Annotated in this window: 21 protein-coding genes; 9 read left to right on the top strand and 12 right to left on the bottom strand. The window is 57.9% G+C overall.

All coding sequences use genetic code 11. The features are described 5' to 3' along the window. Positions 1-69 precede the first annotated feature (69 nt). From ACR0AJ_RS11840 to ACR0AJ_RS11830, 3 genes are read left to right on the top strand one after another with little or no spacing between them, the layout of a single operon-like run. Positions 70-1,056 (top strand): glycosyltransferase family 2 protein, encoded by a 987-nt coding sequence (locus tag ACR0AJ_RS11840; protein ID WP_170533175.1) that lies wholly within the window; start codon positions 70-72, stop codon positions 1,054-1,056. Continuing rightward, the gene (locus tag ACR0AJ_RS11835; RefSeq protein ID WP_480647556.1) at positions 1,053-2,753 is read left to right on the top strand and encodes a DUF5927 domain-containing protein; all 1,701 of its coding nucleotides are present in this window, start codon (positions 1,053-1,055) and stop codon (positions 2,751-2,753) included. Before ACR0AJ_RS11840 ends, ACR0AJ_RS11835 begins: the two co-directional genes overlap by 4 nt. A 6-nt stretch (positions 2,754-2,759) precedes the next feature. Beyond that, the gene (locus tag ACR0AJ_RS11830; RefSeq protein WP_170349580.1) at positions 2,760-4,205 is read left to right on the top strand and encodes a nodulation protein NodH; all 1,446 of its coding nucleotides are present in this window, start codon (positions 2,760-2,762) and stop codon (positions 4,203-4,205) included. On the opposite strand, the gene ACR0AJ_RS11825 is transcribed toward ACR0AJ_RS11830, so the two are convergent. The 8 genes from ACR0AJ_RS11825 to hslO all read right to left on the bottom strand — a co-directional run bounded on the left by ACR0AJ_RS11825 (position 4,189) and on the right by hslO (position 13,433). Beyond that, positions 4,189-4,707 carry a L,D-transpeptidase family protein gene (locus tag ACR0AJ_RS11825; RefSeq protein ID WP_170349579.1) on the bottom strand — a complete coding sequence of 173 codons (519 nt, stop codon included), beginning with the start codon at positions 4,705-4,707 and terminating at the stop codon, positions 4,189-4,191. The two genes, ACR0AJ_RS11830 and ACR0AJ_RS11825, sit on opposite strands and share 17 nt — an antisense overlap. A gap of 56 nt (positions 4,708-4,763) precedes the next feature. Beyond that, positions 4,764-5,549, bottom strand: a complete 786-nt coding sequence (locus ACR0AJ_RS11820; protein WP_170349843.1) for an ion transporter — start codon at positions 5,547-5,549, stop codon at positions 4,764-4,766. 20 nt (positions 5,550-5,569) lie between these two features. Next, entirely contained in the window at positions 5,570-6,799 is a 1,230-nt protein-coding gene (locus ACR0AJ_RS11815) for a class I SAM-dependent RNA methyltransferase (RefSeq protein ID WP_480740892.1), read from the bottom strand. A 57-nt stretch (positions 6,800-6,856) separates the two neighbouring features. Continuing rightward, a complete protein-coding gene (locus tag ACR0AJ_RS11810; protein WP_480740891.1) occupies positions 6,857-8,689 on the bottom strand; it encodes an ABC transporter ATP-binding protein in 1,833 nt (610 codons plus the stop codon). Then, the gene (locus tag ACR0AJ_RS11805) at positions 8,686-10,524 is read right to left on the bottom strand and encodes an ABC transporter ATP-binding protein (RefSeq protein ID WP_480662934.1); all 1,839 of its coding nucleotides are present in this window, start codon (positions 10,522-10,524) and stop codon (positions 8,686-8,688) included. Before ACR0AJ_RS11805 ends, ACR0AJ_RS11810 begins: the two co-directional genes overlap by 4 nt. A gap of 191 nt (positions 10,525-10,715) precedes the next feature. After that, positions 10,716-11,870, bottom strand: a complete 1,155-nt coding sequence (locus ACR0AJ_RS11800) for a CCA tRNA nucleotidyltransferase (protein ID WP_480662936.1) — start codon at positions 11,868-11,870, stop codon at positions 10,716-10,718. Continuing rightward, the gene (locus ACR0AJ_RS11795) at positions 11,867-12,472 is read right to left on the bottom strand and encodes a CoA pyrophosphatase (RefSeq protein ID WP_170349574.1); all 606 of its coding nucleotides are present in this window, start codon (positions 12,470-12,472) and stop codon (positions 11,867-11,869) included. Before ACR0AJ_RS11795 ends, ACR0AJ_RS11800 begins: the two co-directional genes overlap by 4 nt. Continuing rightward, a complete protein-coding gene (gene hslO / locus ACR0AJ_RS11790; RefSeq protein ID WP_170349573.1) occupies positions 12,456-13,433 on the bottom strand; it encodes an Hsp33 family molecular chaperone HslO in 978 nt (325 codons plus the stop codon). Before hslO ends, ACR0AJ_RS11795 begins: the two co-directional genes overlap by 17 nt. A 76-nt stretch (positions 13,434-13,509) precedes the next feature. Between hslO and ACR0AJ_RS11785 the strand changes: the two genes are divergently transcribed. Beyond that, a complete protein-coding gene (locus ACR0AJ_RS11785) occupies positions 13,510-13,956 on the top strand; it encodes an NUDIX hydrolase (RefSeq protein ID WP_480662938.1) in 447 nt (148 codons plus the stop codon). Here the strand turns inward: ACR0AJ_RS11785 and ACR0AJ_RS11780 are convergent. After that, positions 13,953-15,224, bottom strand: a complete 1,272-nt coding sequence (locus ACR0AJ_RS11780) for a PP2C family protein-serine/threonine phosphatase (protein WP_367648257.1) — start codon at positions 15,222-15,224, stop codon at positions 13,953-13,955. The two genes, ACR0AJ_RS11785 and ACR0AJ_RS11780, sit on opposite strands and share 4 nt — an antisense overlap. A gap of 156 nt (positions 15,225-15,380) precedes the next feature. On the opposite strand from ACR0AJ_RS11780, the gene ACR0AJ_RS11775 reads away from it, so the two are divergent. Beyond that, positions 15,381-15,710 carry an Hpt domain-containing protein gene (locus ACR0AJ_RS11775; RefSeq protein ID WP_480740888.1) on the top strand — a complete coding sequence of 110 codons (330 nt, stop codon included), beginning with the start codon at positions 15,381-15,383 and terminating at the stop codon, positions 15,708-15,710. Here the strand turns inward: ACR0AJ_RS11775 and ilvA are convergent. Both ilvA and ACR0AJ_RS11765 read right to left on the bottom strand, forming a co-directional pair. Then, complete coding sequence (gene ilvA, locus ACR0AJ_RS11770) at positions 15,707-16,933, bottom strand: threonine ammonia-lyase IlvA (RefSeq protein WP_170376510.1); 1,227 nt, start codon at positions 16,931-16,933, stop codon at positions 15,707-15,709. The two genes, ACR0AJ_RS11775 and ilvA, sit on opposite strands and share 4 nt — an antisense overlap. A gap of 58 nt (positions 16,934-16,991) precedes the next feature. Beyond that, positions 16,992-17,780 carry a hypothetical protein gene (locus ACR0AJ_RS11765; protein ID WP_254440201.1) on the bottom strand — a complete coding sequence of 263 codons (789 nt, stop codon included), beginning with the start codon at positions 17,778-17,780 and terminating at the stop codon, positions 16,992-16,994. Between the two features lie 118 nt (positions 17,781-17,898). On the opposite strand from ACR0AJ_RS11765, the gene ACR0AJ_RS11760 reads away from it, so the two are divergent. The 4 genes from ACR0AJ_RS11760 (at position 17,899) to msrA (ending at position 20,692) form a co-directional block, all read left to right on the top strand. Beyond that, on the top strand, positions 17,899-19,125 hold the full coding sequence (locus ACR0AJ_RS11760; protein WP_170349568.1) for an argininosuccinate synthase: 1,227 nt from the start codon (positions 17,899-17,901) through the stop codon (positions 19,123-19,125). Beyond that, positions 19,122-19,562 (top strand): DUF1810 domain-containing protein, encoded by a 441-nt coding sequence (locus ACR0AJ_RS11755; protein WP_170506395.1) that lies wholly within the window; start codon positions 19,122-19,124, stop codon positions 19,560-19,562. Before ACR0AJ_RS11760 ends, ACR0AJ_RS11755 begins: the two co-directional genes overlap by 4 nt. Before the next feature lie 79 nt (positions 19,563-19,641). Continuing rightward, positions 19,642-19,923 (top strand): SCP2 sterol-binding domain-containing protein, encoded by a 282-nt coding sequence (locus tag ACR0AJ_RS11750; RefSeq protein ID WP_170349566.1) that lies wholly within the window; start codon positions 19,642-19,644, stop codon positions 19,921-19,923. A 97-nt stretch (positions 19,924-20,020) separates the two neighbouring features. Beyond that, complete coding sequence (gene msrA / locus ACR0AJ_RS11745) at positions 20,021-20,692, top strand: peptide-methionine (S)-S-oxide reductase MsrA (protein WP_170506398.1); 672 nt, start codon at positions 20,021-20,023, stop codon at positions 20,690-20,692. Here the strand turns inward: msrA and ACR0AJ_RS11740 are convergent. Continuing rightward, positions 20,689-21,558, bottom strand: a complete 870-nt coding sequence (locus ACR0AJ_RS11740; protein WP_170506400.1) for a ribokinase — start codon at positions 21,556-21,558, stop codon at positions 20,689-20,691. The two genes, msrA and ACR0AJ_RS11740, sit on opposite strands and share 4 nt — an antisense overlap. Positions 21,559-21,560 lie beyond the last annotated feature (2 nt).

Genomic DNA, 21,560 nt, shown 5'->3' with positions numbered 1-21,560 from the left:
CAGCCCCTGGGCATGCTCGCGTAACGAAAAAGGCAGTGCAAACGCGTGAGCCTGTTGGATTCATACCGAATGAGATTGCGGCGCAAGCGTCGTCTGGTGCGCTGCCTGCGCAAACGTCGGCAATTAAAGCCGATTTCCGACAAGACCAACGATATCCAACGCGACGATATCTTGTTGATGAGCGTTCTGCGGAACGAGAAAATCCGCCTGCCTTACTTTCTGGAATACTACCGCAGGTTGGGCGTCGATCATTTTCTGTTTGTCGACAACGACAGCGATGATGGCTCGGGCGAATACCTGGCAAGCCAACCCGACGTTTCGGTCTGGCGGGCAAATGCCAGCTATAAACAGGCTTCGTTTGGATTGGATTGGTCAAACTACCTGTTGCGAAAATACGCACACGGACATTGGGTTCTGACAGTCGACCCGGATGAGTTCTTTATCTATCCGTTCTGCGACACCCGTCCGATCCGCGCCCTGACCGATTGGCTGGACGGCTGCGCGGTACGCAGTTTCGGCACCATGCTGATCGACATGTATCCGCAAGGACCAGTGGATGCTCAGCCGTATCACGAAGGGCAGGACCCGTTTGAGATCGCCCGCTGGTTTGATGCTGGCAACTACATGATCACCAAGAACCCCGAGTATAAAAATCTGTGGATTCAGGGGGGACCTCGTGCGCGCGTGTTTTTTCGCGACACCCCCTTGCAAGCGCCTGCGCTGAACAAGATTCCCTTGGTCAAATGGGACCGTCGCTATGTCTATGTCAGCTCGACCCATTCGCTGCTGCCGCGTGGCTTAAACCAGGTTTATGACGATTGGGGCGGTGAAAAGACCAGCGGTGCGTTGCTGCACGCCAAGCTGATCAGCACGCTGGGCGACAAAGCCCGCGAAGAGATGCAGCGCGGCCAGCATTACCGCCGCTCGGGCGAATATCGCGCATATGCCCAGGGGCTGGACGAGCAGCCGGTGTTTTGGTGTGACCGGTCCGAGAAATACATCAACTGGCGTCAGCTTGAGATCCTTGGCCTCATGTCGAAAGGAAACTGGGCATGAGCCGTCTGGGCATTGTCATGCTGGTTCATACAGCACTGCACCGGGCCGAGCAGGTGGCACGGCATTGGACGGCATCGGGCTGTCCGGTGGTGATCCATGTGGACCGCAAAGTGCCGGATCAAGTTTATTCCGATTTCGTTGCCGCGTTCGCGGATGAAGCGTTGATCCGGTTCTCGGAACGCCATACCTGCGAATGGGGTAGTTGGGGAATTGTCGCGGCCTCACAATCCGCGGCCGAACTGATGCTTGAGGCTTTTCCGGACGTTCATCACGTCTACTTGTCTTCGGGGGCCTGCCTGCCCCTGCGGCCCGTGGATGAGCTGATCGACTATCTTTCTGACCGGCCTCGGGTCGATTTCATCGAAAGCGCAACGACCGCCGATGTCAGCTGGACGATCGGTGGGCTGGATCAGGAACGTTTTACACTGCGCTTTCCGTTTTCCTGGCGCCGGAACCGCAAACTGTTCGACGCTTATGTAAAACTGCAACGCGCCCTCGGGATGCGCCGCAAAATCCCCGAAGGGCTGATGCCGCATATGGGCAGCCAATGGTGGTGCCTGACCCGACAGACCCTGTCGGCCATTCTGCAGGACCCCAAGCGGCAGACCTATGACCGCTATTTCCGCCGCGTCTGGATTCCGGATGAAAGCTATTTCCAGACGCTGGCCCGACTGTATTCCACCCACATCGAAAGCCGGTCGCTGACCTTGTCGAAATTCGACTATCAGGGGCGACCACATATCTTTTATGATGATCATCTACAGTTGCTGCGCCGGTCGGACTGTTTTGTGGCCCGAAAGATCTGGCCGCGTGCTGATCGGCTGTATCAGGCCTTTCTGACCGATCAGAGCAGCGCCATGCGACCAGCCGAACCCAACCCGGGCAAGATCGACCGGGTATTTTCCAAAGCGGTCGAGCGTCGAACCCGTGGGCGCGACGGGCTGTACATGCAAAGCCGCTTTCCTCGCCACGGCAGTGAGAACGGCCTGACCTCATTCCCTTATTCGGTATTTCAGGGCTTTGCCGAGCTGTTCGAGGATTTTGAACCCTGGCTGGCTGAGACCACAGGCGCACGGGTGCATGGGCACCTGTTTGGCCCCGCTCGGGCCGAGTTCGCCAACGGGGACACGATCACAAACGGTGCGCTCAGCGATTGTGCGGTTCTGCGTGACTATAACCCAACGGCCTTTATCTCGAACCTGATCTGGAACACACGGGGTGAGCGGCAGTGCTTTCAATTCGGTCCCGGGGACACGCAAAAGATCAGCTGGTTTCTGGCGCGGGATAAGAACGCGCAAATCTCGGTTATCACCGGGGCCTGGGCGATCCCACTGTTCCGGTCGAACATGAATTTCGCCGATATCCGCTGTGAAGCGGCACGCCTTCAACAGATTGAAACCAAACAGCTTGAGGTTCTGGGCTCGGTCTGGACCAAGGCGCAGGTGCGGACCTGGTCCTTGGCCGAATTTGTGGAATCTCCGATGGAGCCCATGCAGACCGTGATCGAGGAAATCGGCACCCATCGCGCGAACCATTTGACCGAGGCGCCAAAAATGGTGGATTTGACTGGCTTTGGACAATTCCTCCAGAACCTCAAAAATCAGGGAATGCATCCTTATTTGGTGGGGGATTTTCCGGCAGATGATATTTTCGGCGCGCGGGTTCGGCCATTCAAGAAACCCTATCTGGTGCAATAGTCTGTCATGACATCCAAGTTCGACTATTTCGTCATCCTCGCCGCGATGCGCACCGGGTCCAACCTGCTTGAGTTCAATCTCAACGCGCTTGAAGGCGTCACCAGCTTTGGTGAGGCATTCAACCCACATTTCATTGGTCGGCTGAAATCTGAAAGTCTGTTGGATGTAACTTTGGAAGATCGTGACGGCGATCCGATGAAACTGGTGCAGGCAATCAAAGATGCACCCGGCGAGTTAAATGGGTTCCGCTTCTTTCAGGGGCACGATAACCGCGTGTTAGAGCCTGTTTTGGCTGACCCACGCTGCGCCAAAATCATTTTGACGCGCAATCCTCTGGACAGTTACGTTTCGTTGAAAATTGCGCGGGAAACCAAGCAGTGGCAACTGAAGAACATCAAACGCCGCCGCGAAGCACAGGTAGAGTTTAATGCGGAAGAGTTTGAATCCTATCTGGATAGACAGCAGGATTTTCAGCTCTTGTTGCTCAATACCCTTCAGCGAACAGGTCAAACCGGGTTTTACATTTCCTATGACGACCTGACCAATCTGGAGGTGCTGAACGGGCTGGCCGCGTGGTTGGGTATTTCGGCGCGGTCGGCTTCGATTGACGATACGATCAAGCCGCAGAACCCGGGCCCGACCCTGTCCAAGGTGACAAACCCGGAAGAGACCGAGCATGCCTTGGCCCGGATCGACAGTTTCAACCTGCATCGCACCCCGAATTTCGAGCCCCGGCGCGGATCGACCGTCGGCAATTATGTCGCCGCGCCGCATACGCCCTTGATGTTTATGCCGATACGCGGCGGGCTTGAGGCACCTGTGACCCAATGGATGGCCGATCTTGACTCGGTCAGCACCGACAAGCTGGTCACCAATCTGAACCGCAAACAGATGCGGCGATGGCTGCACGCTCATCCCGGACACCGAAAATTCACGGTACTACAGCACCCTCTGGCACGGGCGCATTCGGCCTTTTGCTCCAACATCCTCAGCACCGGGCCCGGCGCTTACCTGAAAATCCGAAATATGCTGCGCAACCGGTTCAAAATTCCGATCCCGGGTCAGCTGCGTGACGGCAATTACCCGGTTGATCAGCATTATGAGGCGTTTTCGGCCTTCCTAATCTTCCTACGCCAAAATCTGGCTGGACAGACGCCCGTTCGTGTGGATGGAACGTGGTGCAGCCAGTCTCAGGTATTAGACGGGATGGCATCCTTTGCTCTGCCTGACTTCATCCTGCGCGAGGATGAGATCGCAACAACCCTGCCCGATCTAGCCAGACGGATGGGGCATGACAGCCCACCAACACCCGGGTTTTGCGCGCCGGAAATCCCGTTCACGTTGGCCGAAATTTATGACGACAGATTAGAAACGCTGGCGGCTGAGGCCTACCAGCGCGACTATGTGCAATTCGGGTTCGGGGATTGGGAACCAGTTACGGGCGCAGCGTGATCAGTGTGCCCTTGTTGACCATCGCATAGATCTCTTCGATCTCTTCATTCTTGACGGCGATACAACCGGCGGTCCAATCCGCTGTCTTCTTGGCGCGTTTCAGTTCCGACCGCTTTTTCGGCTGACCGTGAATGAAAATATCACCACCCGGATCAACACCGGCCGCCTTGGCCTGCGCGATATCATTGGAATTCGGATAGGAAATCCCCAGCGACAGGTGATAGCGACTGTTGGGGTTGCGACGGTCGATCAGATAGCTGCCTTCGGGCGTGCGGCCATCACCGCGCTTTGTCTTTGTACCATCTGGCGCAAAGCCCAAATCGACTTTGTATTCCTTGAGAATGGTTTGGTTGTGCAGAAGATACATCTTCCGCGCGCCCTTGTTGATGACCAAAGAAGTCACCTCGGGGCCATCATATGTCAGAAATCGTGGGCTAGCTGTGGCACAGGCCGAAAGGCCCAGCGTTGCCATAGCGCCCAATCCAAATGCTCGACGATCCATGTTTCACTGCCTGCTCTTTTTTTTCAGCATTATGCCAGATTTCCGAAAAACTGAAATCACTTTTTGATGTGCTGCTGTTCGGTCAGGCGGCGCTCGATGCTTTCCAGCCGTTCCAATACTTCGTCGCGATAGGCGTCAGTTCGCACCTCATCCTCGGCATGATGCGCATCCTGCATCGAGTTCACAATCAGACCGACCAGCAAGTTCACGACCGCAAAGGTGGTGACCATGATGAACGGAACAAAGAACAGCCAGGCATAGGGATAGACCTCCATCACCGGACGGACAATGCCCATGGACCAGCTTTCCAGCGTCATGATCTGGAACAGCGTATAGGCCGACAGACCTAGGTCGCCGAACCAGTCCGGGAAAGTGGCCGAGAACAGCTTGGTCGAGATCACGGCACCGATGTAGAACAGGATCGCCATCAACAGGAATACGCTGGCCATGCCCGGCAGGGCCGAAATAAAACCCTCGACCACCCGCCGCAGGCGCGGCGCGACCGAGATAACCCGCAGTACCCGCAGGATTCGCAACGCCCGCAATACCGACAGCCCCCCGGCGCTGGGGATGAGGGCAATGCCGACAACGATAAAGTCAAAGACGTTCCAGCCGCTGAGAAAGAACCGTCGCCCGGTCGCCAACAGCTTCATGGCGATCTCGGCCACGAAAATGGCAAGACAGATAGTGTCCAGCGTCACGATCAGGGGTCCCGCGGCCTCCATCAGGGTTGGCGATGTCTCCATCCCCAACAACACAGCATTAAAGATGATGACCGCAGTGATGAACCGACCAAAAGTGGGATGTTCGATGATGGTCAGCAGACGCTGATTGAAGCCCATATTGACACTCTCCTGTCTGCTCATGATGCGGGCCCCCATACAAACCGCGCGGCAAGTTCCGTGTGTGACGACCATCGAAATTGGTCCACCACCTGTACCCATTCAAGAGTGTAGCCCGCATTAACCAGCGTTCTTGCGTCCCGCGCGAAGGTCACCGGGTTGCACGAGACATATGCAATCACCGGGCGCTGCGCCTGTGCCAGTTCGGCAACTTGCGCCTCGGCCCCAGCGCGGGGCGGGTCCAGCACAACGGCGTCAAAGGATTTCAACTCATCGGGCATCAGCGGGCGGCGGAACAGGTCGCGGGACTCGGTCGTGACCCGTTTCAACCCTTGCGCGCGGCGCCAGCCCTGATCCAGCGCATCCGTCATCGCGGCTTCACCTTCGACCGCGTGTACCTCGGCACTTTCGGCAAGTGGTAGTGAGAAAGTCCCACTGCCTGCAAACAGGTCGGCAATACGCTTCGCACCCTGTATTGCCTGCAAAACGGCCTGTAACAGAGCCTGTTCTCCATCTCTTGTCGCCTGCAGGAATGCTCCGGGCGGTGGCACAACCCCAGCACCCCCAAAGCGTTGCATCGGAGGTTGGCGCATTGCGATCACTTCACCATCCCAGCTAAGCCGCGCCAAGCCGTGCTTCTCGGTTGCCTGCGCCAATGCCAGTTCCAACGACCCATCCAGCGGTTTGCCACCCTTGACGGCCACATCCAGCCCGCCTTCGGACAAGGTCAGTGTCACGGCCAGTACGCCCTTGCGACTTCCGCCCAGAATAGCCAGCGCCTCGGCCACCGGTATGGCAGCAATCAGGGCCGGGTCCAGCAGATGACAATCGGGGATTTCGGTGATCGTTTCGGACGCTCGGCCATGGAATCCGGCCAGCGTGCCCTTTTTGGTTCGACGCACGGCGATCGTGGCACGGCGGCGCGACCGCTCGGGCGAAGTATGGATCGGGCGCATCTGCGCCTCTAGCCCCTGCGCCGCCAGTGCGGTGCGCACCACTTCGACCTTCCAGTCGGCCACAAAATCATCTGCGGCGTGCTGCAATTGGCATCCACCACAGGCCTTGTAGTGACGGCAAGGAGGTTTCACCCTTTGGTCCGAGGGTGTTTCAACCCGTATGTCAGTCAGCAGCTGCCCTACTAATGTACCACTTACCACCTCACCTGGCAGGGTACGCGGCGCGTAAACCGGGCCGTCAGCAATGCCGTCTCCCTGATGACCCAGGCGATTTATGGTGAAGTGTTGCGTCATAAGGGGCCTGATACCGGGGCTTTGCGCGCAACAAAACCCCCTAGCACGCTTTGTGCGTTATTCGGCGGCTTCGGCCTGAATGAACCCGCCCGATTGGCGATGCCAGAACCGCGCGTACAGCCCGCCCTGCTCCAACAACGCATCATGGGTGCCGGATTCGACGATCTGCCCCTGATCCAGGACGATAATCCGGTCCATCTCGCTGAGCGTGGACAGGCGATGTGCAATCGCCAGGACCGTCTTGCCCTGCATCACCCGGTGCAGGGCGGTTTGAATCGACGCCTCAACTTCGGAATCCAGCGCCGAGGTCGCCTCATCCAGCACCAGAATCGGCGCATCTTTGAGGATAGCGCGCGCCAGAGCGATCCGTTGCCGCTGCCCACCGCTGAGCTTCACACCGCGTTCGCCTAGATGCGCGTCATAGCCGCTGCGGCCATGGGCATCCTGTAGGCTAAGAATAAACTCATGCGCTTCAGCCTTCTTCGCCGCTGCAATCATGTCGTCTTCTGACGCGTTTGGGCGGCCATACAGGATATTCTCACGCGCTGAGCGGTTGAACATCGCAGTTTCCTGCGTGACCATGCCGATCTGACTACGCAAACTGTCCTGCGTTACCTGGCTGACATCTTGCCCATCAATGCGAATAATGCCTTCTTCCCCGTCATAGAGCCTGAGCAACAACGAGACCAAAGTGGATTTCCCAGCGCCCGAGGCCCCAACAATTCCCAGCTTTTCACCCGGATGCACGGTCATTCTCACATCGGACACACCGCCCACATCGCGACCATAGGCAAAGCTGACATGGTCGAATTCTATCCGCCCCTCGGTCACTGTCAGGTCAATGGCTTGCGCGGCGTCCTCGACCCGGTCGCGTTTGGCAAGCGTCTTCATACCGTTCTCGACCTCACCCACATTCGCGTAGAGCCCCATCAGTGTGAAACTGACCCAGCCGGTCATCTGCGCAATTCTGATCGAAACCGCGCCAGCCGCCACGATATCACCCGCCGTCGCAATCCCGTTTCTCCACAAAAGCAGCGTCGCGCCCAGCAAGAGAACCGGAAGAACCCCGGCCAGCACCATCAGGATAAATCGGAAGCCGGCGGACAATGCCCCGAAGGCCAACATCTTTTCGCGTAGATCAACCATCGAGTTTCGCGCGGCCTGATCCTCAAACGCAGAATGGGCGAACAGCTTTACGGTCTTGATATTGGTGATGGTATCAACCACTTGCCCGGACACCATGGCGCGCGCGCCAGCCCGCGCAGCAGACCGGGCGCGAATGCGTGGCAGATACCAGCGGATCAGCAGGAAATACACCACCAGCCACCCGGCGAAGGGTAACATCACCAGTGGATGAATAGACCCTAACAAGAACAAAGAACCGGCAAGTGAGGCCAAGGCAAACACAATTGCACTGATTGTCTCGGACACGACAGAGGCCAATGCGTTAGACGTCTGCATCTGTTTCTGCGCGATCCGGCCCGCGAAATCATCGTCGAAATAAGTGACCGATTGGCCAAGGGTCCAGCGGTTCAGCTTGGCCAGCACCAGCGGCGGCACATTGGGCATGACGATATAGTTGTTCGTCACCGAAGACAGCCCGAACAGCGCTGGGCGCAGCAACATGAAAAATGCCACCACGCCCAGAATCATCCACAGATTATCTGCGTTGAAAAAACCCTGAGGTCCATTTTCCGAGGCAAGATCGATCACCAGACCCAACATCCAGGCCGTTCCTGCCTCCATCGCGCCAGCCATGGCCGAAAAACTGGCCGCGACAAAAATCATCGGCCACGCGCCGGACAGGCACCAACGGATGAACGCCCCCAGCGTTTGCGGCGGGGGCGTCTCAGATTTTTTGAACGGATCTATAAGATCGGCAGCCTTCATTCCGCAGCCTCCGGGTTCAGGAAGCCACCAGATTGCCGCGCCCAGAACTGAGCGTAAAGCCCCCCATGCGCCAACAATTCGGAATGCCCGCCCTGCTCTACAATCCGACCTCCATCCATAACCAGAATACGATCCATCTGCGCAATGGTGCTCAGCCGGTGGGCAATGGCGATCACGGTTTTACCTTGCATCATGCCGTAGAGGGTCTCCTGGATCGACGCTTCGACCTCGGAATCCAGGGCGGATGTCGCCTCATCCAACAGCAGGATCGGTGCGTCTTTCAGGATCACCCGCGCCAGCGTCACCCGCTGCCGCTGTCCACCGGACAGCTTCACGCCCCGTTCCCCCACATGTGCATCATATCCGGTGCGTCCCTGCGGATCTTGCAGGTCGAGGATGAATTCATGCGCCTCGGCCTGTTTGGCGGCGGCGATCATCTGTTCCTCGGATGCCTCGGGACGACCATACAGGATATTATCGCGCACCGACCGGTGCAGCAACGCACTGTCCTGCTGCACCATACCGATTTTGCTGCGCAGACTGTCCTGAGTGACGCTTGCGATGTTCTGGTCGTCAATCAGGATTGCACCCTGTTCCACGTCATAAAACCGCAAAAGCAGCTTAACTAGGGTCGATTTTCCGGCACCGGACCGCCCGATCAGACCAATCTTTTCACCCGGTTGAATGGTCAGGTTGATATGATCCAGCCCACCGGTTTTGCGGCCATAGTGATGCGACAGGTTGCGGATGTCGATCTGACCTGTGGTCAGTTGCAATGGTTTCGCATCCCGCGCATCCAGCAGGTCGATAGGCTGGGCAATCGTCTCCATCCCTTCAGCCACCACACCAAGCTGGCGGAAGAAACTGGTCAACGCCCACATGATCCAACCGGTCATCGCATTCAGTCGCAAGGTCAGCGCGGTCGCCGCTGCTACCACACCGACCGTGGCACTGCCCTGCATCCACAAGGCAATGGCCCAACCGACAACACCAACGATCAGCAGGCCGTTCAACGTCACCAGAACCGCATCCATAATGGTGAAGATCCGCATCTCAACCTGGAAGGTGCGACGGGTTTCAGCTATGGCTTCGCGGGCATAGTCCAACTCTTGATCATCATGCGCGAACATCTTGACCGAGTGGATGTTGGTGTAACTGTCCACCACCCGACCCGTCACCGCCGAGCGCGCATCCGACGCCGCCTTGGACGCCGGTCCGACCCGAGCGACCGTCCAGCGCACCAACAATGCATATAGTGCAAACCAGATCAGCAGCGGCAACAACAGGCGCGGATCGGCCGCCATCAATAGGATCGCCGCCCCGATCAGATAAGCCAGCGAGAAAGAAATCGCGTCAAAAACCTGAAACACGGCCTCACCCGCGGCGGGGGGCGTCTGCATGATCCGGTTTGCGATACGGCCCGCGAAGTCATTCTCGAACCACCCCACGGACTGACGCAGCACATGCTTATGCGCCCGCCAACGTATGATGGTGCCAAAGTTCGGCAGGATCGTGTTGTTCAGCAGCAGGACATCAACCACATGCAGCATCGGCCGTAACAGCAGCACAAACACAGCCATCAGAATCAATTCAGTCCCGTGGGCCTGCCAGACCTCAGCCGGAGGGCCAGACAACAGGTCAACCACGCGGCCCATGTAATAAATCAGCCCGACCTCGACCGCGGCGACGATGACTGAAATCAGCGCGGTCCAGAAAAACACCCGCATGAAAGGTCGGGAATAATCCAGCATAAACGGCCACAGCCGCGTGGGCGGTGTGTCGGTCTCGGTATAGTCGGCAAAAGGGTCAACAAGGTTTTCGAAATAGCGAAACATGGAGAGTGCTCCGATTGAGCAGTAAATAGGTCATGCGAAGAAAGATGGCACCAGAACACCACCCCTACGGGTCAAAGTGTTCCGGCTTTAGCCGAACCAGATCCCGTAATACATTCGCATCCCTCCATTCATGTGACAGGCGCACGAAACCACAAAGAAGTTGATTTGTCATCCCCTTTTGAGACTTCGTGTCAGATGCTCAGCAATTCCTCGCGGGTCAGCGCAAAGCCTGATGCAATCCAGCGCGCCTCAAGCTCGGCCAGTTTTTTGCCCAGCGCGGGACCGGTGAAATCGGGAATCAGGTCGGTGGCCTTGATCGGGAAATCAGCCTCAGCCCCTTTGTGCAGATCGGTGCGCAAGGTTTCGCTCCACGGCTGTTCAAGGAAGGCGCAGCGCAGCAAGGTTTCGTGCAAGCCGCCCTCTTCGCCATAACGAAACCCCAGTTCGGCAACGCTGGCAGTACCGGATGCCTCATCCCGCATGCGGGTCAGACGTTGTAATTGCGCCTTGCTCAGGCGCAGGGTCTTGGCGATATCCGGTGTTGCGATTGCGGCCAGACGCCGAATTGACTCAGGGGCGGCCCCGGCCTGTTCCTCTAAGGCTATCAACGGTGCCAACGCACGGTCCTCGGCCCCTGGCAACAGCCGGGCCAGAACTCCCGATTGACGCATCGCGGCAATCGAGGGTGCCGGATCGGGTGCGCCCATAAGTTTCAGAAGTTCGGCCCCGACCCGTTCACGAGACAGGCCCTCTAGCCCGTCCAGATTAGACGCAATCGCCGCCAGAGCGTCCGGATCAAACCCAGCCTCGGCATCGCCATACCAGGCGTGAAACCGGAAATACCGCAGGGATCGCAGGTAATCCTCTCGAATGCGGTTCTCGGCGTTGCCGATAAAGCGCACGCGGCGGGATTGCAGGTCGGGCAGCCCGTTCAACGGGTCGAGAATACTGCCATCGGGCCGCGCATAGATCGCATTCATGGTGAAATCGCGGCGCGCGGCGTCTTCTTCCAACTTGTCGGAAAATGCCACCACCGCCCTGCGGCCATCGGTTTTCACGTCGCGGCGAAAAGTGGTGATCTCATGCGGGGCACCGCCACTGACCACAGTGATCGTGCCGTGGTCGATTCCGGTGGGGATGGCCTTGAGGCCCGTTGCCTGCGCCAGCTCCATCACCCGTTCGGGGCGCGCATCGGTGGCGATATCGATATCCGAGACCGGCGCGCCCAGCAGCGCGTTGCGCACGCAACCCCCGACGAACAACGCCTGCGCACCGGCGCCCGTCAACGCTGCACAGACCTTTTGCGTTGCCGGATCAGTAACCCAGGCCTCAGAAATTCGCGTCATTCATTCACCCGTGCGGCCAATCCCCGCAACATTCGGGCCGTCGCGCCCCAGATGTAGTAGGGGCCGAACGGCACCGTGAAATAATACCGTTTGTGACCACGCCAGCGGCGCGATTCAACGATATAATTCGCGGGGTTGAGGACATGTGCAAGCGGAACCGAAAACACCTCGTCCACTTCGCCCGGTTCGGGGGTCAGTTGAAACGGTTCGCGCAGGATCGCGACAACCGGTGTAACGGTAAAGGACGTGACGGTTTCATGAGACGATAGGTGGCCCAGAATCTCGGGCAAGTCGGGCGGCAGACCGATCTCCTCCTGCGCCTCACGCAGGGCAGTGGCGGTGACATCTACGTCGCCTTGATCCTGCTTACCGCCGGGAAAGGCGATCTGGCCGGGGTGGTGTTTCAGAGCCGAGGATCGTTTCGTCAGAATCAGCCGCGGCGTGTCGTCAAACACCGTGATCGGAACCAGCACCCCCGCCGGGCGCAATTTGCGCCCTTCAGGCAGGTTGGTTTCGGGGTTCAGGTCGAAATCGCTTGAACCGTGGCCGGGGCGGCGCAGGGCCGCCCGCAACTGGACCGTAGGATCAGGCGTCGTCCGCATCAAAGCCGACCGAACCCGGTTCCAGTATGTAATGTGCGCCACAGAACTGACAATCGGCGGTTACCTTGCCTTCGGGCGTGGTCATCTTTTCGATGTCCTTGGCCGAATAGATCGACAGGCTTTGCCGCACACGATCTTCCGAACAGGTGCAGCCGAATTGCACGGACTGAGCGTCATAGACCCGCGGCTGTTCCTCGTGAAACAGCCGGATCAACAGGTCGGTCGGCGCCACCGAAGGCCCGATCAATTCGAGATCCTCGACCGTATCCAACAGGATGTTGACGCGGCCCCAGTTTTCACTCTCTTCCCCGTCGACCAGATCTTCGGCGGTCAGGATCTGCCCCCCACCTTGTCCGTCCGCCACAAAGGGCGAGGCCTTGGGCATGTGCTGCAGCATCACTCCGCCCGCGCGCCAGTGTTCACCGACGCCCGGCTCGGTCGATTTGCCAAAGCTGAGCGAGAACCGCGTCGGCAGCTGCTCGGATTGTGCGAAATACGCCTCGGCACAGGCAGAGATCGAGCCCCCCGCCAGCGGAGTGATCCCCTGATACGGCTGCGTGCCTTCACCCTGGTCGATCATGATGGCGAAATAACCCTCGCCCACCTGATCAAACGGCCCGCCATCGGTCAGGCGGTCGCGATCATAGCTGGCATAGGCGCGGATGCGGGCCGGCTCTCCCTCGACCTTGGGCGCAAAGTAATCGGTCGCGATCATGCGCACCGGGCCCTTGGACTGCACCTGCAAAGACAGTTTCCAACGCAGCGAAACGGTCTGGCCGATCAACGCGGTCAGCAGGGCCATCTCGGCCACTAACGCCTCGACCTTTTCGGGATAGTCATGCTGCTTCAGGATGCCGTCCAGCACACCATCCAGACGGGCTACACGGCCGCGCATATCCGATACATCAAGTTGAAAGGGCAGGACAGTATCGTCCCACGCGATTTTCGTTCCAAGAGACATGGGGTTTCCTTACACGCCACGGGTTGGCATACCGGCACCATATAGGTTGAACAGATTGGGTTTGAAGGGGCCATACATGATCAGACGGTTCGGTGAAACCCCGGAAAAAGGGCGTACATATACACGCAGACCGGGTGTCTATGCGTTACTGCCGAAAGGAAAAGACCTGCTGGTCACGTGGTATGACGATGGGCTGAACCCCGAATTGCAGCTGCCGGGCGGTGGCATTGATCCGGGCGAATCCCCGATTACCGCGCTGCATCGCGAAGTGTTCGAAGAAACCGGCTGGCTGATCGCCGCCCCGCGGCGGATCGGTGCGTTTCGCCGATTCACCTTTATGCCTGAATATGACCTTTGGGCCGAGAAAATCTGCATGATCTACAGCGCCCGTCCGGTGCGCCGGATGGGACCGCCCCGCGAAGAGTTTCACGAGGCGCTTTGGATGGAAACTGCCGTTGCGGTGCAGATGCTTGGCAACGAGGGGGACCGTCACTTTGCCACCCGACATCTGAACAGTTTCTAAGCCCCGTTATATTCAAAGAACACGGCGGACACGTCATCATCCATGCCGCTACCCGGTGCCATGGCCTGCGTCATGCGCCAGAACATATCGTCCAGAAACTCAGTACCGCAGCGGTCGGGCGCACAATCGCGGGCCATCTGCTGCAGGCCTTCTTCCTCAAGCAAACCGCCATCGGCCAGACGACACTCGGTAAAGCCATCAGAATACAGCATCAGTTTATCGCCAGGTTGCAGGTAAGTTTCGATCCGCTGAAAGGACACATCGGGCAGCAAACCGATGGGCAGGCCACCCTCGCCCAGAAATTCGGCACTGCCGTCTTGGCGCAAAACAAGTGGATGCGGGTGCCCGGCCTGCACCATCTTAAGATGCCCGTTGCGCAGATCGACAATAGCATAAACCATGGTGAAGTATTCTTCGACGCCGGCATCGGCCATCAGGCGGCAATTGAGCATCTCGGCCACCTGTTCGGGTGGCAGCAGAGCATAGAACTTGTCAAAGCGTTTTTCCATCGCCACGTTCTGATCGAAATGATTGCTGGACAGATAGCCGCCCAATCGCGCTGTCATCATCGCCGAGGTGATACCGTGGCCCGACACGTCAATGCTGTAAAACCCCAGCCGATTGACCCCGGGCGAGAACATCCCCACCAGATCACCGCCAATATGCCCGCAGGGTTTCAGCAGCATGCTGACCCGCGATTTCCCGAAATCCCGCGTCAGTTCGGGGACAAGGGATTCCTGAATTTTCCGGGCCTGAATCAGGTCTTTGTCGATGGCATCATGCGCCACGCGCAGGTCTTCTAACGCGGATTCGATCATCCGGTTCTTCTCGGACAGTTCGCGCTGCATATCCAGAATCCGCGCCCCGGCCGAGATCCGCGCGCGCAGCTCATCCGCCTCAAGCGGTTTGATCAGGAAATCGTCCGCACCAGCGTCCAGCCCGCGCGCCACCTCTTGCTTTTCACTTTTTGAGGTCAACAGGATGAAGTAACTGTATTGATCACTTTCCAGCGCCCGGAAGGCACGGCAGAATTCCAGCCCGCTCATCCCCGGCATCACCCAATCGCTGAGAACCAGATCCGGCGGGTCGGTGGCGCACATCTCGATCGCGGCGTCGCCGTTATCGGCCTCTAGCACCTCAAAGCCCCACTTTTTCAGCGAGGCCACCAGAATACGACGTTGCAGCCGGCTGTCATCGACGACCAGCACCTTTTGGATCGCGCCAAAATCCTGATCGGACCTGGCCTCTGCCTGACTGCCCTCTGCCACCTGAACCCTCTGCACTGTGACCTTTACGGAACGCAGCGACCCTAGCGCGGGGCGGTTTAACATCCGGTGAAGGCGTCTTTGTCTTGTTGCTTAACCCGCTCTTTACTCGCCGTGGGCTACGCAAGTCAGGTCGCGATATGTGTGGAGAGGCCGAACATGATCGACTGGTCCAGAGTCAGACAACTGCAGGATGAGGTGGGTACCAACGAATTCGAAGAGGTGGTGCAGATCTTTCTGGACGAGGTTCAGGAAACCATCGACCGGCTGCATCAGGACACCGACCGGGCTGAGTTCGAACAGAACATGCATTTCCTCAAGGGCAGCGCGCTGAGTCTGGGGTTCGACCGGTTTTCCAAGCTGTGTCAGGACGCAGAGCGCAACGCCGCCGCTGGCAAGGCCAGTGACGTCGATCTGCCTGCCATCCTGACAGTCTATGACGACTCAAAAACTGTGTTCTTTGCCGAGAAAGTCGCAAACCTGTCCTAGATCACGAACTGGGCCAGCGTCTCGTCTTCGGTGATGTCGGTGTAGGTAAAGCCAGCCTCGTCCAGATGCGCGAACAGGCGTGCGAAATTCTCGGGCTTACGGGTTTCGATGCCGATCAGGACCGAACCGAAATTGCGCGCCGACTTCTTCATGTATTCGAACCGGGCGATATCGTCTTCCGGCCCTAATATGCCCAGAAACTCTTTCAACGCGCCGGGGCGCTGCGGCAGGCGCAGGATAAAGTACTTTTTGACGCCGGAATAACGCTGCGCCCGTTCCTTGACCTCGGGCAGACGTTCGAAATCGAAATTGCCGCCCGAGGTGACGCAGACAACGGTTTTGCCGCGGATAAAGCTTTGCACATCGGTCACTGCCTCGATCGCCAGAGCGCCTGCGGGCTCAAGCACGATGCCTTCGACATTCAGCATTTCGATCATGGTGGTGCAGATACGGTCTTCGGACAAGACCAGCACGTCGGACAGGTGGCGATCCTTGAGCAGTTCAAACGGTTTCGCCCCGATCTTCCCGACCGCTGCCCCATCGACAAAATTGTCGATCTGATCGAGCGCCACCGGATGTCCCGCCGCCATGGCCGCATGCAAACAGGCCCCGCCTTTGGGTTCGACAAACAGGCAATGGGTCCGATCCCCGAACCATGTCGCCACGCCCGAGGACATGCCGCCCCCACCCACCGGCAGGATCACGTGATCCGGGACGCCACCCAGCTGCGCCTCAACCTCGACAGCCAGAGACGCCTGCCCCTCGATCACATCCTCATCATCAAAGGGCGACAGAAAATGCCCGCCCTGCTGCGCACACCACGCCTGCGCAGCGGCCAGCGTGTCGTCGAAATAGTCTCCGGTCAGGTGAATTTCGATATTGTCGCCGCCAAAAATGCGGGTCTTCTGGATTTTCTGCTGCGGCGTCGTCACCGGCATGAATATCACGCCCTTCACACCCAGATGCTTGCACATGAAGGCCACGCCCTGCGCATGGTTGCCCGCGCTGGCACAGACGAAAAGCTCTTGCCCCTGCTGCTTGCGCATCGCGTTGAACGCACCACGGATTTTATACGACCGCACCGGGCTGAGGTCTTCACGCTTGAGCCAGATATCCGCGCCATAGCGGTCGGAAAGGTGAGCGTTCCGCTGCAACGGGGTTGGCGGAAACACGGTGCGCATCGCCTGTTCAGCGACGCGGGCGCGGGTCATGAAATCAGTCATGCCGGTTTCCCTGCCCGATCACCGTTGAAAGGGCAAGGAATACATATGTGTACTCAGCTTAGGTGAGTTCGCGTTTCTCGATGAACACGCCATAGATCGTCGTCAGAATGCTGACATTGATCAATGGGACGATCAGCATGCTCGCAAACAAAACTATCAATATCCCGATGATCGGGATGAAAAGCAGCAATGACGCCAGTAGCTGAAGCAATATTTGGAAGAGGATGGACAAGACGACCAGAAGTGCGATGGCTCCGCTTGCGCCCGAGGTCGCCTGCCACGCTTCAGACAGCTTTATGGGCTTTCCAATAGCTGCACCGGGCAGAATTGGTGAGGCACGATAGAATCCGATCGTAAGACATACGATCAAACCCACCCAGAAAATGGACCCCAAAACCGCCGAGGATTGCGCCAACATACTCATGATCAACGCCGCAGGGATCATAAGGATGAAAGCCAACAAGAACAGCATCAAAAGACGCCCGAAATAGGCCAGAACGCGGTCAAATCGGAAAGGTGGAACTAGCCCCGACGGATACTCTTCGAGCAAAACAAACCTGTGCCATGATACTACAATCCAGAGCATTACGACGAACACTACGATCACGATGCAAAATAGGAATCCGAGTAACGTCATCACAGCAGTTGGGTCAGGGGTTGTAGCAGTGGCACCTTCGAATTGTTTGTGTGGGGCGTCGAAAAGAAAGAACAAGCCAATGGCCAAAAAGCCGCCAATGAGTGCAGGTACAACGGAAATCTGAAGCGCTTGCTTCAGGTTCCTCAGAACCATCTTTACCGAATGTACGAAAATCGCCAATCCCAGCATATACTCTGCCCTCTCAACCATTCCTTGTTCTCAATCCGCCCGTTTCACCGCAATTCCCACCCTGCGTCAATCCTCATAACTTGCCCCCGCGTCCAAAACCCGTTAGGGGCCAATCGTCTTACGAATAAGGGGAAGTCAGATGTCCGCGCCCAAGAAAGTTGTTCTGGCCTATTCCGGTGGCCTTGATACCTCGATCATCCTGAAATGGTTGCAGACCGAGTATGGCTGTGAGGTCGTGACCTTCACCGCCGATCTGGGTCAGGGTGAAGAGCTGGAGCCCGCCCGCCAAAAGGCCGAGTTGCTGGGGATCAAGCCCGAAAACATCTATATCGAGGACATCCGCGAAGAGTTTGTCCGCGACTTCGTCTTCCCGATGTTCCGCGCCAATGCGCAATACGAAGGCCTGTATCTGCTGGGCACCTCAATCGCGCGTCCGTTGATCTCGAAACGTCTGGTCGAGATTGCCGAGGCCACCGGTGCCGACGCCGTTGCACATGGCGCGACCGGCAAAGGCAACGATCAGGTGCGGTTCGAACTGGCCGCCTATGCCCTGAACCCCGACATCAAGGTCATTGCACCCTGGCGTGAATGGGACCTGACCAGCCGCACCAAGCTGTTGGAATTTGCCGAAGCGAACCAAATCCCAATTGCCAAGGACAAACGCGGTGAGGCGCCGTTCTCGGTCGATGCCAACCTGCTGCACACCTCGTCCGAAGGTAAGGTTTTGGAAGACCCCGCAGATCAGGCGCCAGACTATGTCTATCAGCGTACCGTCCACCCCGAGGACGCACCGAACGAGCCCGAGTTCATTGAGATCGGCTTTGAAAAAGGCGACGCGGTCAGCATCAATGGCGAGGCGATGAGCCCGGCCACGATCCTGACCAAACTGAACGAATATGGCGGCAAGCACGGCATTGGCCGCCTGGATCTGGTCGAAGGCCGGTTCGTGGGCATGAAATCGCGCGGCATCTACGAAACGCCCGGCGGCACCATCCTGCTGGAAGCGCACCGTGGTATCGAGTCCATAACCATGGACCGCGGCGCGATGCACCTGAAAGACCAGCTGATGCCGCAATATGCCGAGCTGATCTATAACGGCTTCTGGTACAGCCCTGAGCGGGAAATGCTGCAAGCCGCCATCGACAAGTCTCAGGAACATGTCACTGGCACCGTCCGCGTGAAACTGTACAAAGGCTTGGCCTCAACCGTGGGTCGCTGGTCGGATCATTCGCTGTATTCTGAAGAGCATGTGACGTTCGAAGATGACGCCGGCGCCTATGACCAAAAAGACGCGGCCGGATTTATCCAGTTGAACGCGCTGCGCCTGAAATTGCTGGCGGCGCGGGATAAGCGCCTGTCCAAGTGATCGACGACGACGACATCAACGACGAACTCGATCTGTTCATCGAAGCGCAGGACGCGGTCTGGTCCGACGTCCTGCGCGAATTGGAACAAGGACAGAAAACCAGCCACTGGATGTGGTTTGTATTTCCGCAATTGGCCGAACTTGGCCGGTCTCACATGGCGCAGCTGTACGGGATCGAGGATTTGGATGAGGCCACAGCTTATCTGGATAATCCAGACCTCCGCCAGCGCCTGACCAAGGTTGCTGGGTTGATGTTACAGCACAAAGGGCGCGATGCCAGTGACATTCTGGGTGGGATTGACGCAAAGAAACTGCGGTCCTCGATGACGTTGTTTGCATCCGTGCCCGGAGCTCCGTCAGAGTTTCAGACTGTTCTTGATGCCTTTTATGATGGGCAACCCTGTGAGCGGACCCGGCAAATCCTGCAAATGTCGTGACTGCAGGGTCCAGTTGGGTCACCCTTGCACAAGAACGCCCATTCTCTTTACGCATAGGCAAATTGTGAAGGGGACAAAGATGCTGCAGGACATCGCCAACGGCATTCAGCAAGGCTTGGATGGCAAAAGCTTTGAGGGCTCGCTGAAATTCGATTGTGGCGAGGATGGGGTCATCGTTCTGGCCGATAATCGGGCCAGCACACAGGATCGCGACACCGATTGCACCATCCGCATTTCGCAGGACAACCTGACCAAATTACTGACGGGCAAGCTGAACCCGATGACCGGCGTAGCATTAGGCAAGCTCAAGATTTCGGGCAATATGGGTGTAGCGATGAAGTTGGGACAACTGCTAGGTTAAGACGATAAACTCGTCTCACCACCCCGTGACAAACCATGTCAGCGGATTGCACCAACGCATAAGTCAGGGCAGCCTTATCCCGAAAAGGAGACCTGCCATGACCCGCATCGCCTATCTCGATTTTTTCAAACCTACGCTTCAGTTCACGCTGATCGCTCTTGTCGCCCTGCTGCGTGCCGCCCCGGCACCCGCCGCCGGGTTCGAAACCCTGACGGTTGCAGGGGGCTGTTTCTGGTGCGTCGAATCCGATTTCGAATCCGTTCCGGGCGTGACTGGCGCCGTGTCGGGTTTCACCGGTGGCAGTACCGCCAATCCAACCTATGATCAGGTCACCAAAGGCGGAACCGGCCATTACGAGGCGGTTCAGATCACCTTTGACCCGGCCCGCGTTTCCCGTGAAACCCTGCTGAGTATGTTCTTCCGTTCGGTCGACCCAACGGATGCGGGCGGTCAGTTCTGTGACCGGGGTGACAGCTACCGCACGGCCATTTTCGTCTCTAACGCTGGGGAAAAAGCCCTAGCTCAGCAAGCCAAGACAAGTGCCCAGAACGCTCTGGGGCAACAGATCGTGACGCCAATCCTGCAGCAAGGGGCATTCTACCCGGCTGAGGCCTATCATCAGGATTACTATAAGGGGAACAAGCTGGTCCTGACCCGCTTTGGCCCCAAACGCCAGCACAGCGCGTACAAAGCCTATCGCAAAGCCTGCGGCCGTGATGACCGGGTCAAGCAGCTTTGGGGCAGTGACGCACCGTTCGCGGGGTCTTAATCGAGCCGCGCTTCGCGCACCTCTTTGAGATCGGGAATAACATCAGCTGTGCCGTGCCGCGTGACCATCAAGGCCGCGGCACGGTTTGCTTGTGAAATCACCTGTGCCATTGGCATCCCGCGATCCATTCCTGCCAGAACATAGCCGGTGAAAGTATCCCCTGCGCCAGTGGTATCCACGGCCTTTACCTTGTGCGCCGGAAAATCCGTAGCGGCGCCGCGATGGTAATACCGCGCTCCTTTTGACCCCAAAGTGACGATCACATGCTCGACCTCAAGGTCGGTAACGGATTGCCCGGTTGCCTGCTGTAGTTGTTCAGCCTCGATCTCATTCAGGATCAGAAAATCCAGATACGGCAACACGGCCTGAACCGCGTCAGCCTGGAACGGTGCGGCGGCATAGCAGACAGTCAGCCCCAGATCGCGCCCCATCTTTGCGGCTTCGACCTGTAGGTTGGTTTCGTTCTGCATCACCAGCACATCACCTTGCAGGGCCGAGGACAGCGCTTGCCCCAACTGACCCTGAGTGATCGCGTGGTTTGAACCGGGGAACAGAATGATGTTGTTCTCACCCTGTGCGTCCACCGCAATGATGGCATGACCGGTCGGAACCTCGACTCCAGTGATATGGCGCGTGTCCACGCCATATTCGGTCAGACGATCCAGCGCCCAGCGCCCATCCGGCCCCACGGCCCCGATATGCGCCACTTGCGCCCCGGCCCGTGCGGCCGCCACAGACATATTTGCCCCTTTGCCACCCAGATACCGATCCAGCCGATTGGCTGAAAGCGTCTCTCCCGGTCCGGGCAGGTGCGGCACGTCATAAATCATGTCCGCGTTGATCGAGCCGAGGTTCCAGATCGTCATGG

Source organism: Ruegeria sp. CJ9 (genome assembly GCF_056536625.1).
Note: the sequence above shows the minus strand (reverse complement) of the source record. Positions and strands in the feature narration are given on the sequence as shown.